The organism is Mycobacterium sp. SMC-4, from assembly GCF_050205565.1.
In the GTDB taxonomy this organism is placed as follows: Bacteria; Actinomycetota; Actinomycetes; order Mycobacteriales; family Mycobacteriaceae; genus Mycobacterium.
On record NZ_JBNMQU010000006.1, the window covers coordinates 56107 to 72319 of the forward strand.

18 protein-coding genes are annotated in these 16213 nt (G+C 67.6%); 13 read left to right on the forward strand and 5 right to left on the reverse strand.

What is annotated here, in order from left to right:
* The first annotated feature begins 58 nt into the window (after positions 1–58).
* A complete protein-coding gene (locus tag ACQI46_RS12225; RefSeq protein WP_427094268.1) occupies positions 59–670 on the forward strand; it encodes a TetR/AcrR family transcriptional regulator in 612 nt (203 codons plus the stop codon).
* A 6-nt stretch (positions 671–676) separates the two neighbouring features.
* Here the strand turns inward: ACQI46_RS12225 and ACQI46_RS12230 are convergent, their stop codons facing one another.
* Positions 677–1492 (reverse strand): SDR family NAD(P)-dependent oxidoreductase, encoded by an 816-nt coding sequence (locus ACQI46_RS12230; RefSeq protein WP_427094269.1) that lies wholly within the window; start codon positions 1490–1492, stop codon positions 677–679.
* Positions 1493–1529: 37 nt separating this feature from the next.
* Positions 1530–1979 (reverse strand): hypothetical protein, encoded by a 450-nt coding sequence (locus ACQI46_RS12235; protein WP_427094270.1) that lies wholly within the window; start codon positions 1977–1979, stop codon positions 1530–1532.
* A 193-nt stretch (positions 1980–2172) separates the two neighbouring features.
* Between ACQI46_RS12235 and ACQI46_RS12240 the strand changes: the two genes are divergently transcribed.
* The 8 genes from ACQI46_RS12240 to ACQI46_RS12275 are packed head-to-tail and all read left to right on the forward strand — an operon-like array spanning position 2173 to position 11320.
* Complete coding sequence (locus ACQI46_RS12240) at positions 2173–2982, forward strand: MlaE family ABC transporter permease (RefSeq protein ID WP_427094271.1); 810 nt, start codon at positions 2173–2175, stop codon at positions 2980–2982.
* Positions 2979–3827 carry an MlaE family ABC transporter permease gene (locus tag ACQI46_RS12245; protein WP_427094272.1) on the forward strand — a complete coding sequence of 283 codons (849 nt, stop codon included), beginning with the start codon at positions 2979–2981 and terminating at the stop codon, positions 3825–3827. Before ACQI46_RS12240 ends, ACQI46_RS12245 begins: the two co-directional genes overlap by 4 nt.
* Before the next feature lie 16 nt (positions 3828–3843).
* The gene (locus ACQI46_RS12250) at positions 3844–5037 is read left to right on the forward strand and encodes an MCE family protein (RefSeq protein ID WP_427094273.1); all 1194 of its coding nucleotides are present in this window, start codon (positions 3844–3846) and stop codon (positions 5035–5037) included.
* Complete coding sequence (locus tag ACQI46_RS12255; protein WP_427094274.1) at positions 5034–6065, forward strand: MCE family protein; 1032 nt, start codon at positions 5034–5036, stop codon at positions 6063–6065. The genes ACQI46_RS12250 and ACQI46_RS12255 overlap by 4 nt, the downstream gene beginning before the upstream one ends.
* Positions 6065–7147 carry an MCE family protein gene (locus tag ACQI46_RS12260; RefSeq protein WP_427094275.1) on the forward strand — a complete coding sequence of 361 codons (1083 nt, stop codon included), beginning with the start codon at positions 6065–6067 and terminating at the stop codon, positions 7145–7147. The genes ACQI46_RS12255 and ACQI46_RS12260 overlap by 1 nt, the downstream gene beginning before the upstream one ends.
* Entirely contained in the window at positions 7144–8592 is a 1449-nt protein-coding gene (locus ACQI46_RS12265) for an MCE family protein (RefSeq protein WP_427094276.1), read from the forward strand. The genes ACQI46_RS12260 and ACQI46_RS12265 overlap by 4 nt, the downstream gene beginning before the upstream one ends.
* The gene (locus ACQI46_RS12270; protein WP_427094277.1) at positions 8592–9782 is read left to right on the forward strand and encodes an MCE family protein; all 1191 of its coding nucleotides are present in this window, start codon (positions 8592–8594) and stop codon (positions 9780–9782) included. Before ACQI46_RS12265 ends, ACQI46_RS12270 begins: the two co-directional genes overlap by 1 nt.
* Complete coding sequence (locus ACQI46_RS12275; RefSeq protein ID WP_427094278.1) at positions 9782–11320, forward strand: MCE family protein; 1539 nt, start codon at positions 9782–9784, stop codon at positions 11318–11320. Before ACQI46_RS12270 ends, ACQI46_RS12275 begins: the two co-directional genes overlap by 1 nt.
* 6 nt (positions 11321–11326) lie before the next feature.
* On the opposite strand, the gene ACQI46_RS12280 is transcribed toward ACQI46_RS12275, so the two are convergent.
* Positions 11327–11842: a hypothetical protein gene (locus ACQI46_RS12280; protein WP_427094279.1), complete on the reverse strand. Its 516-nt coding sequence runs from the start codon at positions 11840–11842 to the stop codon at positions 11327–11329.
* A 221-nt stretch (positions 11843–12063) separates the two neighbouring features.
* On the opposite strand from ACQI46_RS12280, the gene ACQI46_RS12285 reads away from it, so the two are divergent.
* The 4 genes from ACQI46_RS12285 to ACQI46_RS12300 all read left to right on the forward strand — a co-directional run bounded on the left by ACQI46_RS12285 (position 12064) and on the right by ACQI46_RS12300 (position 13911).
* Entirely contained in the window at positions 12064–12363 is a 300-nt protein-coding gene (locus ACQI46_RS12285) for a hypothetical protein (protein ID WP_427094506.1), read from the forward strand.
* A complete protein-coding gene (locus ACQI46_RS12290; protein ID WP_427094280.1) occupies positions 12353–12754 on the forward strand; it encodes a hypothetical protein in 402 nt (133 codons plus the stop codon). The genes ACQI46_RS12285 and ACQI46_RS12290 overlap by 11 nt, the downstream gene beginning before the upstream one ends.
* Before the next feature lie 93 nt (positions 12755–12847).
* Positions 12848–13426 carry a hypothetical protein gene (locus tag ACQI46_RS12295; RefSeq protein ID WP_427094281.1) on the forward strand — a complete coding sequence of 193 codons (579 nt, stop codon included), beginning with the start codon at positions 12848–12850 and terminating at the stop codon, positions 13424–13426.
* Positions 13423–13911, forward strand: coding sequence for a hypothetical protein (locus ACQI46_RS12300; RefSeq protein WP_427094282.1), 489 nt, complete (start codon positions 13423–13425; stop codon positions 13909–13911). Before ACQI46_RS12295 ends, ACQI46_RS12300 begins: the two co-directional genes overlap by 4 nt.
* A 110-nt stretch (positions 13912–14021) precedes the next feature.
* Here ACQI46_RS12300 and ACQI46_RS12305 read toward each other — a convergent pair whose 3' ends face one another.
* Together ACQI46_RS12305 and ACQI46_RS12310 are read right to left on the reverse strand one after the other, a co-directional pair.
* On the reverse strand, positions 14022–14630 hold the full coding sequence (locus tag ACQI46_RS12305; RefSeq protein WP_427094283.1) for a PaaI family thioesterase: 609 nt from the start codon (positions 14628–14630) through the stop codon (positions 14022–14024).
* Positions 14627–16168, reverse strand: a complete 1542-nt coding sequence (locus ACQI46_RS12310; RefSeq protein WP_427094284.1) for an FAD-binding protein — start codon at positions 16166–16168, stop codon at positions 14627–14629. The genes ACQI46_RS12305 and ACQI46_RS12310 overlap by 4 nt, the downstream gene beginning before the upstream one ends.
* Positions 16169–16213: the final 45 nt, after the last annotated feature.

Consider the following 16213-nt stretch of genomic DNA (forward strand, 5'->3'; position numbering starts at 1 on the left):
AAGAGGAACGGCACAATGAACGTCAACCGCATTCGACAGGCCAGGGGGTGAACACCGTATGCCGCGGCCGAACCGGCAGGTAGAACGGCGTGGCGACATCCTCGATGCCGCGATCGCGCTGATCGAACGCCACGACCTGGCAGACCTCAAGCTTGCCGACGTGGCCGCCGAGCTGGGGCTGACCACCAACGCCGTGCGCTACTACTTCAAAGACATGTCCGAGCTGCTCTCAGAGCTGGCGTTGCGCTCCGACATCCGCTTCTACGACGAACGGCTGCGTCTCGGCGCCGAGGCTGCGGACCCGCCCACGCGACTGGCGGTCACGATCGCCGCGGGTCTGCCCACCGGTCCCGAGGACGCCGAGTGGCGGGCGATCTGGCGCGCGGTCCTGGCGGCCGGCTTCGAACTCGACCGGCGCGGCGATGTGCAGGGCATCTACCACCGTCAGGTCGGCCTCTACCGGGACCTGCTGACCGCGGGCGCCGAAGCCGGCGCGTTCACGTTGACCGGTCCCGCGCAGGACATCGCGATGACGCTGATGTCGATGGAGGACTACCTCGGGTACCGCGTCGTGGCACGCGACCCCGAGTTCAGCCGGGCCACCGCGCTACGGCTGATGCGTCAGTACGCCGAATTGGCCACGGGCGCAAGGCTCCCCGAGACGGTGTAGGGACAGTCACCTGTCGATGCGGCTGGTGAGTCGCTTGATTCTCTCGTGGGCACCGAGCACGACCGCGGCCCGGTCCTGGCCACTGCTACGGGCGGCTTGTTCGGCGTTGCCGCCCGCAACCACCACCGGACCGTCGGCGATGCGCTGCAGCCCTTCGCGGGCCACCTCCGCCGGATCGTTGACGATGAGTCCCGGCACGTCGAAGTTCAGGCCACCGCGCTCCATCGCCGGCGTGCGCGTCACTCCGAGGACGAGCTCGAGAACGTCGACATGGTGCTCGCGCAGTTCCAGCCACAGGCTCTCGGCGAACACCCGGCTGAATGCCTTTGCACCCGCGTACACCGAGTGCCGCTCGGCGCCCATGTAGCCCGAGAGCGAGCCCACCAGGATGATGCCGCCTCGCGACAGGGCCACCATCCGGCGCCCGAAATGCTGTGTCAGCTCCAGCATTCGGGTGGTGTTCAGATCGATGACCTTGCCGAACTCGCTGAGCTCGGCATCGAGGAAGCGCTCGTTGCAGGTGCTCGCGCCGGCGTTGTAGATCATCAACCCGACCTCCACGTCCGACGTCGCCTCGACGATGCGCGACGTCGCGTCGACGTCCAGCAGATCCAGGGCGATTGCGCGGACCTCGGCGCCGAGTCCCCGGCACCGGTCGGCGGTGTCCTCGAGCGGTCCCGGCTTGCGGGCGATCAGGACCAGGTTGAACCCGTCAGCGGCCAGCGCGCTCGCGAACTCCGCACCGACGCCTTCGGATCCTCCGGCGATGACCGCCCACGGTCCGTACCTGGCGACGTCGATGACCGGGCCCTGCGTATCCATCAAGCCAATCTAACAAGTGCGCGCTGCGGGCCGACCGTTACAGGCGCGCCAGCGCGAACGGGTAGGTGAACGCACCACCAGGAGCGCCGTCGCAGCCCGCTGCGAACGACGACGTCAGCGTGCCCCGCAGCGTGTTCGCATCCCAGGTGTACACGTCGCGCGTCGCGATGACGGGACCGTAATAGACGTTGCCGCACCGCAATCCATCGGGTACGTCGACTTCCAGCGTGTAGCGGCCGTCGACCAGGTGTGCGTCGCCGCTGTATTCGAAGGCCTTGGCGATGGGCATCGGGATCGCTTTGATGTGCGCGCAGTCGGCGGCGGCGGGGATGCAGTGGGTGACCGCCCATGTCCACGTGTGGAAGTCGTAGCGGCCCTCGATGTTCAGCGAGTAGTTCGCGAAGAACGGCTCGGCCTGGGCGGGCGATGCCAAGGTGACCGCCGCGAACGTCAGACCGGCGGTCGCAGCAGCTGCGGACAGGTTCATGGGGGCGTCCTTACTCAGAGTCGGCGCTCCGCCGATGGTGAACGTCGCTGCTCGGGCGCCGCTGACCGCTTCCCGGTGGATGGGACGGGGTGTGTGCTGCGCCACGGTCAGCTGTCAACGTGTGGATCGCCAGCCTGTGGATCGCAGTAGTGGCGCAAGGTCAATCCGTCATCGAAGAAGGGGTCGGCGGCACATGGTGAACAAAGCCGCAGACCGCTGGTCTACCGGACTTCCCGTGCTGGGCAGCGGTATCACCGCGCCCATGCAGGGTGTCGGCGGACTGCTGTCGATGTCCCTCGATGCGGTGAAATTCCTGTTCCGCAGGCCGTTTCAGCTCAAGGAATTCTTGGAGCAGTCCTGGTTCGTGGCACGCGTGTCGTTGATGCCGACCCTGTTGGTGGCCATCCCGTTCACGGTTCTGGTCAGCTTCACGCTGAACATCCTGCTGCGCGAGCTAGGAGCCGCCGACCTGTCCGGTGCGGGTGCCGCATTCGGGGCCGTGACGCAGGTCGGTCCGATGGTCACGGTGCTCATCGTCGCCGGCGCCGGGGCGACCGCGATGTGCGCGGACCTCGGCTCGCGCACCATCCGCGAGGAGATCGACGCCCTCGAGGTGCTGGGGGTCAACCCGGTGCAGCGACTGGTGACGCCCCGCATGCTGGCCTCCGGCCTGGTGGCGTTGCTGCTCAACAGCCTGGTGGTGATCATCGGGATCCTCGGCGGCTACGTCTTCTCGATCTTCATCCAAGGCGTCAACCCGGGTGCCTTCGCCGCCGGCATCACTCTGCTCACCGGGGTGCCCGAGGTCATCATCTCCTGCGTCAAGGCCGCCCTGTTCGGGCTGATCGCGGGTCTCGTGGCGTGCTACCGCGGGCTGAGCATCAGCGGCGGCGGAGCGAAAGCCGTCGGCAACGCCGTCAACGAGACGGTGGTGTACGCGTTCATGGCGCTGTTCGTGATCAACGTGGTGGTGACCGCCATCGGCATCCGGATGACGTCATGACGACGATCCGCGCACTGCACCCCCGGCTGATCCACCAGGTCGGGCGACCGTTCGACGCATTGGGGCGGATCGGCGATCACACCTCGTTCTACGGCCGCGCCGTGCGCGGAGTCCCGCACGCGGCGGTGCACTACCGCCGCGAGATCATCCGCCTGATCGCCGAGATCAGCATGGGCGCAGGAACATTGGCGATGATCGGCGGTACCGTCGTGATCGTCGGCTTCCTCACCCTGGCGGCCGGCGGCACCCTGGCGGTGCAGGGGTACAGCTCACTCGGCGACATCGGGATCGAAGCGCTGACCGGATTCCTCGCCGCGTTCATCAACGTGCGGATCTCCGCACCCGTCGTGGCCGGCATCGGCCTGGCCGCCACCTTCGGGGCGGGCGTCACCGCCCAGCTGGGTGCCATGCGCATCAACGAGGAGATCGACGCGCTCGAGACGATGGGGATCCGCGCGGTCGAGTACCTGGTCAGCACCCGCATCGTGGCCGGCATGATCGCCATCGCCCCGCTGTACTCGATCGCCGTCATCCTCTCCTTTGCCGCCAGCAAACTGACCACTGTGGTTCTGTTCGGGCAGTCGGCGGGCCTGTACAACCACTACTTCACCACGTTCCTCAATCCCAAGGACCTGCTGTGGTCGTTCCTCCAGGCGGTCCTGATGGCCATCGCAGTCCTGTTGGTGCACACCTACTTCGGCTACTTCTCCTCGGGCGGGCCGTCCGGTGTGGGCGTCGCGGTCGGCAACGCGGTACGCACCTCACTGATCGTGGTCATCTCGGTGACGCTGCTGGTGTCGCTGTCGGTCTACGGTGCCAACGGCAACTTCAACCTGTCGGGTTAACGAGGGACGCAATCTGATGGCAGTGAAGTTCGCGGACCGACGGACGCTGATCGGGTCGGGCACCGTGCTGGCGGTGGTCGCGGTGATCGCGCTGGCGGTCGGTCTGTTCCGCGGCAGCTTCACCACGACGGTGCCCGTCACGGTGCTGTCGCAGCGCGCCGGTCTGGTGATGAACCCGGACGCCAAGGTGAAACTCCACGGCGCTCAGGTGGGTTCGGTGCACTCCATCGAGTCGCTGCCGGACGGGCGGGCCGCGATCCACCTGGCGATGAATCCCGCCTACATGGACATCATCCCCGCCGATGTCACCGTGGACATCGCGTCGTCGACGGTGTTCGGGTCCAAGTCCGTCGAACTGGTACCGCCGGCCGATCCGTCCGCGGAATCGTTGCGCGCCGGTCAGGTGCTCGACGCCGACCACGTCAGCGTCGAGATCAACACCGTCTTCGAACAGCTCTCGCAGGTGCTGGCCAAGATCGAACCCGCCAAGCTCAACCAGACCCTCGGCGCGCTGGCCACCGCGCTCGACGGCCGCGGCGACCAACTCGGGCAGATGATGGCCGATTTCGACGAATTCCTCACCACGATCGAACCCAGCCTGCCGGCCATGGAACACGAACTCGCCGTCGCCCCCACGGTCATCGGCACCTACGCCGACGTCGCACCGCAGCTGCTCGACACGGTCGATGCCGCCACCACCATCAGCCAGACCGTCATCGATGAACAGGACAACCTCGACCGGCTGCTGGTCAGCGTAATCGGGCTGTCCGACAACGGAATCGACGTGGTCGGCGGCAACCGCCAGGCGATCACCGGCATGATGGAACTGCTGGTACCGACCACCGACCTGCTCAACCGGTACCACGAAGCGCTCAACTGTGGTCTCGGTGGCGCGGTGCAGCTGGCCAAGGCGCCCGGAACCCCGGTACCCGGGGGTCTGCTGCTCCAGACCGTCGTGTTCGGTCAGGAGCGCTACCGGTATCCGCAGAACCTGCCCAAGGTGGCCGCCAAGGGCGGGCCGCAGTGCACCGACCTGCCCAAGGTCCCGTTCCAGAAGCGACCCCCGTTCGTGATCACCGACGTCAACGCCAACCCCGCCCAGTACGGAAACCAGGGCATCCTGCTGAATTCCGACGGCCTCAAGCAGATGCTGTTCGGCCCGATCGACGGTCCACCCCGCAACGGCGGACAGATAGGGCAGCCAGGATGACGGGCGTCGGCGCAGCCGCGACCAAGTTCGCGGCCTTCGGTCTGACGATGGTGATGTTGACCGTCGGACTGTTCATGATCTTCGGCGAATACCGAACCGGTTCCGCCAACCGGTATTCGGCCGTGTTCACCGAGTCCTCGAGCCTGCAGACTGGGGACTCGGTGCGGGTGGCCGGAGTGCGCATCGGCACGGTCCGAGGAGTCGAACTTCTCGACGACAACACCGTGCTCGTCGACTTCGACGCCGACGACAACGTCCGGCTCACCGAGAGCACCCGCGTCGCGGTGCGCTACCTGAACCTGGTGGGGGACCGCTACCTCGAACTGCTCGACGAGCCGGGATCGGCCAAGATCCAGCAGCCGGGTTCTGTGATCGGTGTCGAACGCACCGAGCCGGCGCTCAATCTCAACTTGCTGCTCGGTGGTCTCAAACCCGTCATCCAAGGGTTGAACCCCGACGACGTCAACGCGTTGACCAGCTCCCTGATCCAGGTGCTGCAGGGTCAGGGCGGGGACCTCGAATCGCTGTTCGCGAGAACCTCGTCGTTCACCAACGCGCTGGCCGACAACGGCCAGACCGTGGAACGGCTGATCGAGACACTCAACGACACCATCACGACCGTCGCCAAGGACGGGGAGAAGTTCTCCGCATCGATCGACCGGCTCGAGAAGCTGGCCACCGGACTCGCCCAGGAACGTGACTCGATCGGGGAGGCGATCACCGCACTCGACAGCGGCACCGCCTCGCTCGCAGGTCTGCTGACCGAAGCCCGTCCGCCGTTGGCCGGTACCGTCGATCAGCTCAACCGGCTGGCACCGCTGCTGTCGAACGAAACCGACCTGGCCCGCCTGGATCTGGCACTGCAGAAGACTCCGCAGAACTACCGCAAACTCGTCCGGCTGGGCTCCTACGGAAGCTGGCTGAACCTGTACATCTGCGGGGTGTCGATCCGCGTCACCGACCTCCAGGGCCGAACCGCCCACTTCCCGTGGGTCATCCAGAACACCGGAAGGTGCGCCGAGCCCTGATGCAGAAATACCGTGGTTCTTCACTCGTGCGCGCCGGCTTCATCGGTGGCGTCCTCATCGTGCTGATCATCGTCGTCGGCCTGCAGCCCGCGCAGCTGTGGTCGATGGCGACGTCGGTGCGCTACCAGGCGGTGTTCGCCGAGGCCGGCGGTCTGTCACCGGGCAACGAAGTCAAGGTGTCCGGAGTCACCGTCGGTACGGTCTCGGCCGTCGACCTCGAACAGGGCAGAGCCGTCGCCACTTTCGCCGTGGACAGCGGGGTACGCCTCGGGCGCGACACCACCGCCGGCATCGGGATCGCCACCGTGCTGGGTGAGCGGGTGCTCGACCTGCAGCCGGCCGGTACCGGCACCCTCGGCGCCATGGGCGTCATCCCGCTGTCCCGAACGGGATCCCCGTACTCCCTGACCGATGCCGTCGGTGAATTCACCTCGAACACCGAGCAGACCGACACGGCGGCGATCAACCAGTCGCTGGACACCTTGTCCGACACCATCGCACGCATCGCGCCGCAGCTCGGGCCGACGTTCGACGGGGTCAGCCGGCTGTCGAAGTCGCTCAACAATCGCAACGAATCCCTGCGCAGTCTCCTCGACGCCGCCTCGAATGTCACGGGTGTGCTGTCCGAGCGCAGCACCCAGGTCAACGCGCTGCTCCTCAACGCCAACGACCTGCTTGCCGTGCTGCGGGATCGGCGGTACGCGATCGTGAACCTGTTGGCCAGCACCACCGCGGTGGCCCAACAGCTGACCGGGATGGTCGCCGACAACGAAGCAGAGCTCGCGCCGACGCTGGAGAAGCTCAACACGGTCGCCGAGATGCTGGAACGCAACCGCGACAACATCACCGCGTCGCTGAAAGGCCTGGCGAAATATCAGGTCACGCAGGGGGAGGCGGTGAACAACGGGTTCTTCTACAACGGGTTCGCGTCGAACCTCCTGCCAGGACCGGCGATTCAACCGTTCCTCGACTACGCCCTCGGATTCCGCCGCGGCGTCAACGCCGGCCAGCCACCCGACAACGCCGGTCCCCGAGCCGAGTTCCCCTGGCCCTACAACGGAATCCCCGGGGGATCGCGATGAGAAGGAACCTCACCCGCACGGTGCTGCTGGGTGTCCTGGCGGTGCTCGCGACCGCAGGAGCCGGTGTGGTGCTGTATCAGCACTTCTTCAGCCCCAAGACCATCGTCGCGTACTTCCGGTCGGCCACGGCGATCTACGCCGGTGACGAAGTACGCGTCGCCGGAGTGCGAGTCGGCATCATCGACGCCATCGAACCGCAGGGCACGCGCACCAAGATGACGCTGGCCGTCGACCGTGACGTGCCGATCCCCGCCGACGCGGAGGCGATCATCGTGGCCCCCAACCTGGTGTCCGCGCGGTACGTGCAGCTGAGCCCGGCGTGGGGGACGAGCCCGGAGACCAGCGGACCCACCATGGCCGACGGCGCCGAGATCGGGCAGGACCGCACAGCGGTGCCGGTGGAGTGGGACCAGATCAAAGAACAACTGACCCGCCTGGCCGCCGAACTCGGACCGGGCAGTGGGGTCTCGGACACCTCGCTGGGGCGGTTCATCGACACCACCGCCGACGCGATGGCGGGCAACGGGGACAAACTGCGCGAAACCATCACCCAACTCACCGGGGTGGGACGCATCCTCGGCGAGGGCAGCGGCGACATCGTCGCGGTCATCGAGCACCTGCAGACGTTCGTCACCGCGTTGCGCGACAGCAACACCCAGATCGTGGCGTTCCAGGATCGGCTGGCCGACGTCACCAGCGTGGTCGACGGCAGCCGCAGCGACCTGGACTCGGCACTGACCACCCTGTCCGAAGCCGTCGGCGAGGTCCGACGATTCGTGGAGGGCTCGCGGGAGCAGACCGTCGAGCAGGTTCAGCGGCTCGCCAACGTCACCCAGGTCCTCGCCGACGACACCATGGTGCTCAAGAACATCCTGCACGCCGCACCCAACGCCCTCGTCAACGGCTACAACATCTACAACCCCGACACCGGCGGCCCGCGGGGTTCGTTTGCGATGAACGGTTTCTCCAACCCCGTGGCCCTGATCTGCTCGGCGATCGCCGCCGTCGAGAACGCCACCGCCGAGGAATCGGGGGAGGCGTGCGCGCAATATCTCGGTCCGGCACTGCGATTGATGAACTTCAACTACCTTCCGCTGCCGTTCAACGCCTACCTGGGCCCGGCGCCGCAGAACGTCGTCTACTCCGAGCCCGGTCTGGCACCGGGTGGTGGCGGCACCGCGCCGGCACCCGCCGATACACCGCCGGCGGTGTCGGCCTACACCGGTGTCGGAGATGTACCGCCGCCACCGGGTTGGTTCAATCCGCCGCGGCCGCCCGGCGCCTACGCACCGCACGGTCTGCCCGCCAACCCGCACCCTGCCCTGTACCCGGGTGCGCCGATCCCGCCCGGGGTGCCCGCGCCACCGTCGGCGCCGGCGAGCATCAGCGACATGTTGTTGCCCGCAGAGGCGGCACCGGCGCCGTCGCAGGAAGGAACCCGCTGATGGCGCGTCGCTGCAGCACCACGGTGCGTCGCTGGATGGCGTTGGGTGGCTGTGTGGCTCTGACGGCCACCGGATGCTCGTTCGACGGGCTGAACTCGCTGCCGCTGCCAGGCACGGTCGGCACCGGGTCGGACGCCGTCACCTACCGCCTGCAGCTGGCGAATGTGGGGACTCTGGAGTCGAATTCGCCGGTGATGGTCAACGACGTCGTCGTCGGTGCCGTGCGCAAGATGACGGTGACGGATTGGCGCGCCGACGTGGACGTCTCGGTGAAACCCGGCGTGGTGGTGCCGGCCAACGCCGTGGCGACCGTCGGACAGACCAGCCTGCTTGGCTCGATGCATGTGGCGTTGGATCCGCCCGTCGGCGAGGAACCGACCGGCAGGTTGTCGCCCGGTTCGGTTGTCCCGCTGCAGAAGACGTCGACATACCCGTCAACCGAGCAGACGCTGTCGTCGCTGTCGGTCGTCGTCAACGGTGGAGGGCTCACCCAGATCGGCGACATCATCGGCAACTTCAACGCGGCCCTCGACGGTCGGCAGGACCAGATCCGCGGCCTGATCTCGCGGATGAACAATTTGGTCGGCATCCTCGATCGTCAGCGCGACAACATCATCACCACCGTCAACGCGCTGGGTCGCCTGTCCGAGACGTTCGCCGGTCAGCGCGAGACCCTTACCGAAGCTCTGCACCGGATCCCGCAGGCTCTCGAAGTGCTCGATCGGCAACGGCCCCAGATCGTCACCGCGATGCAGAGACTCGGCGACTTCAGCGACACCGCAACGCAATTGATCAACGAGTCGCAAGACGACATCGTGCGAAACCTGCGGAACCTCGAGCCGGCTGTGCGTGCGCTCGCCGATGTGGGGCCGGATCTGGCGACCGCACTCTCATTCCTGCCCACCTACCCCTATACGCAGGAGTTCATCGACCGGGGCATCCGGGGTGACTACATGAACCAGTTCATCGTGTTCGACTTCACGATTCCGCGGCTCAAGAGCGGCATCTTCCTGGGCACCCGCTGGGGCCAGCCCGGCGCTTCGCTGGTGCCCGCACCGGGCGATCCGTGGTATTCGACCTACACACGGGATCCGCTGCAGGCGCCGGTCACCCCCGTCCCTGAAGAGGTCGCCACCATGCCGCCGCTGATGGAGCCGGCAGCGCCCGCAGCGGCCGAGGGCGGCAACTGATGCTGACTCGTTTCGTCCGGATCCAGTTGATCGTCTTCACGATCGCCTCGGTGATCGGGGTGGGGGCGATGGTGTCCGTGTACCTGCAGGCGCCGGTTCTGTTGGGGTTCGGGCGAATCGCGGTGACGTTGCATCTGCCGACGACAGGCGGCCTCTACGAGTTCTCCAACGTGACCTATCGCGGTGTCGAGGTCGGCAAGGTCACCGAGGTCCGCCCGACCCGCGACGGCGTCACGGTGACGATGTCGCTGAACAAGTCGCCGAAGGTCCCCGCCGACCTGAACGCCCACGTGCGCAGCGTGTCTGCGGTCGGGGAACAGTACGTCGACCTCGAACCACGTTCCGACGACGGTCCGTATCTGGTCGACGGCTCGGTGATCACCGCGGACTCGTCCTCGATTCCGCAAGCGGTGGGTCCGATGCTCGAACGGATGAGCGCACTCGTCGAGAGCATCCCGAAGGGCACGCTCAGCGGCCTGCTCGACGAGTCGTTCAAGGCGCTCAACGGATCCGGCCAGGACTTGGCCGCGCTGTTCGATTCGTCGGCCCGGCTGGCTGCCGGCATCAACGACAACGGCGACCGGGCACGCGCCCTGATCGACGACAGCCGCCCACTGCTGGACGGTCAGGCAGACAAGGCCGACGCGATCACCACGTGGGCCCGCAGCGTGGCGGGCATCAGCCGGCAGATCGCCGAGGACGACGGTCACGTGCGGAACCTGCTGCAGACGGCGCCTGGAACGGCTGACGAAGCGTCGGGTCTTCTGGGTGAACTCAAACCGACGTTGCCGGTGCTGCTCGCGAACCTGACGAGCGTCGGCCAGGTCGGTGTCGCCTACCATCCGTCGCTGGAGCAGTTGCTGGTGTTGTTGCCGCCGTATCTGGCGGCGACGCAGTCGTACGGCTCGTCGCTGAACAATCCGACGGGCATGGCCCTGTCGGAGTTCAGCCTGACCCTCGGCGATCCGCCCGCGTGCACGGTCGGGTTCCTGCCGCCGTCGTCGTGGCGCTCCCCGGCCGACCTGACCGATGTCGACACACCCGACGGGCTGTACTGCAAGCTGCCGCAGGATTCCCCGATCGGCGTGCGCGGGACCAGGAACTTCCCGTGCATGCAGCAACCGGGTAAGCGCGCGCCCACGGTCGAGATCTGCGAGAGCGACAAGCCGTTCGAACCGTTGGCGATGCGCCAGCACGTGCTGGGGCCCTATCCGATCGATCCCTCGCTGCTGGCCCAGGGCGTCCCGCCGGACGACCGGATCAACTTCGGCGACCAGATCTTCGGTCCGGTCGAGGGCACCCCGCCGCCCAGTGATGCCGCTGCGCCGCCGCCCGACGGTGCTGCTGAGCCACCGGCCGGCGGTGCGATCCCGGCCGCGCCGAGCAGTTCTGCGGTGCAGCAGGGTGATTCACCGGTCGCGTTCGCCACTTACAATCCGGGCACGGGCCAGTACGCCACAGCTGACGGTGCGGTGTTCACGCAGTCGGATCTCGGCCAGTCCAAGCCGCAGAGCTGGGAGGATCTGCTTCCCCGGTGAAGGGCGTCAGCCGGCCTTGACGAGCTTGAACGGCATGTTGATGTAGACCGAGCGGCTGACGCCGCACGCGCCGCTCACACCGGTGGTGATGTCCTCGCCGACGAGCGTCGTCGATGTCGGGTCGGCGGTGCCGCCCTCGGGCGTCATCGCCTTGAACCGGAAGACCTGCAGGCCGGGTGCGGAGGTCCCGTCCGGGCACGGGATCCAGTTCTCGACGGTGTGCTTGACGTACCACACACCGCTCTTCTGATAGATCGGTGCGCTCCAACCCCATTCGCTGTCGACGGTGCCGGTACACTCGCCCGGGTAGCTGCATTGGGTGCGCACGGTCCACGTGCTGCGCAGGCTCGCCTGGTCGACGAAAACCTCGTTCTTACGGGCCCATTCGCCGTTCGACGTGGCGACGTAGGTGCCGTTGAGACCCCAGTCCGGATTGTCGGCGGCAGCGGGCGGCGCACCCCACGACGCGCCGCAGATCGCCAGCGTGGCAACGGCACTGCACACCGCGGTGACACGGATCATGGACTGCTCCTAGAGATGACCGGCGGGCCTGCATCGGCAGCGCAGGACGCTAACAGCACACGACGCGGCGTGACGGCGAAGTGTCCGCTGAGCGGACTCCGCACGTCCGCGGCGACAGGACCGGTGTCACGCTGTGCGGCGTGCGCAGGGGAGTCGTCGTAGTCATCGCATCGCTGACCGCCGGACTGATCTGTGCCGCCCCGGTCTCGGCTGCGCCGCCGATGTGTGACGGGCCGGACTGTACGCCCGGCATCAGGGGCAACGTCGTGTTGGGCGCGCCGTGCGGTGACACCGCTCGCTACGTATTCGGCACGACATCGTGGGGCCGCCTGGTGTTCTGCGGATCGCCGCGACGCTATGCGCCGCGATATTTCCGTTCGCCGTCGATGGCGGGCGTCAAGGAGCTGGACGCCAGCTGCGCGGGCTACGAGAACTGGGTGGCGCAGGCCCCCGACGGGCTGTTCCTGACCTGCCAGTCCCGAGACGGTGCCCCGCGATGGAGTCGCGGCGATGACGCGTAAGGCAGGGGTCGCGCTGGTCGCCGCGGTGACGGCGCTGGCCACGGTGGCGCCGGCGCACGCCGACCCGGCGCGCCAGGTCACCTACACCGTGACCGCGACGCAGCCGGTGACCGTCGACATCTACTTCCGCGAAGTCGATCCGCCGACCTGGGCCGACTACAGCCACAACCCGTATCTGTACAGCCCGAAGGTTCGAGTGGACATCGGACCCGACACACCCTGGGTGCGCACCGTGACACTCGCCGACCCCGACAGATGGGCGATGGTGTCGGCCACCAGCGGCCGGCTTCCGGGGGAGCCGCAGTTCCGGTGCGAACTGCGCGTCGACGGCGTCGTCGTCGCCACCGGCGCAGGGCCCAAAGGCGCCCTGTGCTCGATCCGGCACTGGTGACAGTCGGCGTCGCCCACTGGGTGGGAGGGGTCGCGTGAGCCGGCTCCACGGCGGCTTACGGTGGGCCGTCATCAGCCGGGAAGTAGGAGCGTGATGTCGAAATCCGTCGCCCTCGAGGGTCTTGACTCGACCGCGCTGAGTCGGGAGCAGGCGGCCGCACTGACCGAGCAAGCACACGGCGGCGAGCGTCTGCGGTGGCGGACGATCGCCGGCAGCGTCGCGCTGTTCTGTGCTGCGGCAATGGCGGCCACCAGCGGTTACCTGGTCTGGGACCACAACCGCCACCTCGACGAGATGCACAGCCGCGCCGAGTTCGTCGCCGCGGCCAAACAGGTCGCCGTCACGCTGATGTCGATCGACGTCAACGACGCCGAAGGCGGCGTGCAGCGCATCCTCGACAACTCGGTCGACCCGTTCCGGTCCGACTTCGCCAGTGCCGCAGAAGACTTCGTGAAGGTCACCAAGGATGCCAAAGTGACCACCCGAGCCACCGCGAACGCGGCCGCGGTGAAGTCCGCCACCGCGGAGTCCGCCGTCGTCCTGGTGGCGGCCACCTCCACGGTCACCGACGCCAACGGTGTCGCCGAGCCGCCGAGGAGTTGGCGCCTGTCGGTCGACCTGCGCCGCGACGGTGACCGCATCAAGATGTCGAACGTGGAGTTCATGTCGTGAGCACCACCCGGTGGCGGGCCTGGGGCATCGCTGTCCTGCTGGCCGCGTCGGCAGCGATTCTGGTGACGGTCTATCTGACGCAAACCCGCGTGGACCGTCAGACCGATGCGAGTGCCGAGCAAGCAGTTGTCACGGCAGCCTCGGACGCGACCGCCGCGCTGCTGTCCTATGCCCCGGAGACCATCGACGAGGACCTCAGCGCGGCGCAGTCGGTGATGACCGGCGAATTCGCCACGTACTACGGCAAATTCACCGCTGACATCGTCGGGCCGGCCGCGCGCGACCGCGGTGTGAAGGCCCGTGCGGAGGTGGTCGACGCCGCCGCGATGGAGATCCAGCCCGACCGTGCCAAGGTGCTGGTGTTCCTCAAGCAGCAGACGCTCAGCAAGGACCGGCCCGAACCGGCGCTGACCGCCAGCAGCGTGATCGTCAGCATGACGAAGATCGACGACCGGTGGCTGGTGTCCGCGTTCGACCCGGTGTAGCGGTTCGTCGCCCTCGACGGCGACGAGCGCGCGCAAAATGCCTGCAAATGGCGGCGTGTCGGTCGGCAGACACGCTCGCTCGCCGAAAAGACGCTCGCTCGCGAAAAAGGTCAGGAGCGTTTCGGGCGGATGAAGACGCCCTCAGCTTCGACGGTGACCACGTCATCAGCGTCGACAATTCGGCCCAGCGCAAACGTTTTCGCGCCTTCGTCACGATCCACCCACGCCTCCGCGCGCAGCGCGCCGAGGCGTGTCGGCGCCACGTAGCGGATCGTCAGCGTGCCGGTGAACGCCTGCGCGCCGGGCCGGTGCGCGGTCGCGCTCAGAACGTGGTCGAGCACCAGCGCGCAGACCCCACCGTGCACATGCCCCGCAGGCCCCTCGTAGGCCGAGCCCAACATCAGGTGCGTCGTGACCCGACCGGTCTCGTCGCGCCGCATCTTCAGTGGCGGAGCGATCGCATTGCGCAACCCGATCGCCACGTTGCCCCAGGTCAGCATCCGGCCCTCGGTGGTGAACCGCACCGGGTGCTCGTCCGGATGCAGCCGACTGCCGAGCAGGGCGGCGGCTTCGTCGATCATCTCGTGGGCCCGCCGCACATCGTCGTCTCCGGCGTCACTACGGATCGTCATGTCGACCAGGCGGCGCAGCGACTGCGTCAGGGGACCGTACAGTTCGGCGCTGCGGCGGGCCTCGTCGGGATCCAGCGGAGCGCTCACCGGCTCTGCGCGGCCATGTCCAGCGCGGCGAAGTGGCTGAACAACAGCGACGCGCCGATCGGATTGCCTCCGCCGGGATAGGTGGTGCCCGTGACGGCGGCCATCGTGTTCCCGGCCGCGTACAGCCCGGGTATGGGCATGCCGTCAGCGGTCAGGACCCGGCCACGGGTGTCGGTGCGCAACCCGCCCTTGGTGCCCAGATCCGACAGCCCGAACGCGGCCGCGTGATAAGGCGGGGTGTCGATCGGCACCAGCGGGGACTCACCTTCGGTGAACACCCGGTCGTAGGCTTCGGCGCCGCGACCGAAGTCCTCGTCGACTCCGGCCGCGGCGAGCTTGTTGAACCGCTCGATGGTGGCTCCCAATTCGGCCGCCGGAACCCCGATGGCCTCGGCGAGCCCGGCGACGGTGTCGGCGGTGTGCCACAGCCCGGCCTCGCGGTACTGCGACGGTTCGACCATCGACACGTTGGTCGCACCGACCGGCGGCATCTCACCTGCACGATTGTCGTAAACCATCCAGAACGGCAGAGTCGTTGCGCCGTCGTTGATTTGGCGGATCACCTCTCGGCCGAGCCGATCGTAGGGTGCTGACTCGTTGACGAAGCGGCGACCATCCTGGTTGACGAAGATGCCGCCGGTGAACCACAGCGCGAACGCCGAGCGACCGTCGGGGTGCGTCATTCCCGGTGACCACCACGCCTGGTCCATCAGGTCGACGTCAGCGCCCGCTGCGATCGCGGCGTGATGTGCTCGGCCTGTGCTGCCCGGTCCACCCATCGTGTCGTTCGCACTCCCGGGCACCCCGTATTGCGCACGCATGTCGGCGTTCTGCTCGAACCCACCGCTGGCCAGCAGCACACCCCGGCGCGCCCGGACCCGGACCGGCGTGCCGTCGCGGTCGATCACCGCGCCCGTCACCCGTCCGTTCTCGGTGACCAGTTCGTCGAGCGGGGCGTTGCGCCAGCAGTCGACGTGCGGCATCTGCGACATCGCGGCGAGGAATCTACCGACCAGCGCGCGGCCCCCCGTCAGTAGATCCGGTGCCGGTGCGCCCAGCCGCTCGGTGTCCAGTGGTCCGCGGACCAGGCCTGCGTACTGTCCCAGAGCACTGTCGGGCAGCGGCAGCGCGACGGTGTGCCGGTAGCCGTCGTTGCGTGCGCCGGGCACCGAGCCGTAGTAGTCCGGCCACGGGAACGCGGCGAACTCGAATGCGGGATCCTGCTCGAGGTATTCGATCAGGCCCGCGCCGCCGCGCACGTAGGCCTCCTGCAACTCCTTCGGCGTGCGGTCGCCGACGACGGCATGAAAATACGAGAGCGCGTCGTCGATGGTGTCGTCGGTACCGGCACGCCGCAGCGCCGGGTTGCAGGGAAACCACATGCCGCCGCCACCGGAGTAGGCCGTGGTGCCGCCGAACTTGTCGGTGGCCTCCACCAACAGCACCGACAAGCCCTCCCGCGCCGCGGTGTAGGCGCCCGCGACGCCGCCGCCGGAGCCGGCGACCACGACGTCGAACTCGGCATCGAAATCAGACATCCCGCTCCTCGGTGAGTAGATGGTTCCCCGCCGAACACTCTCCGT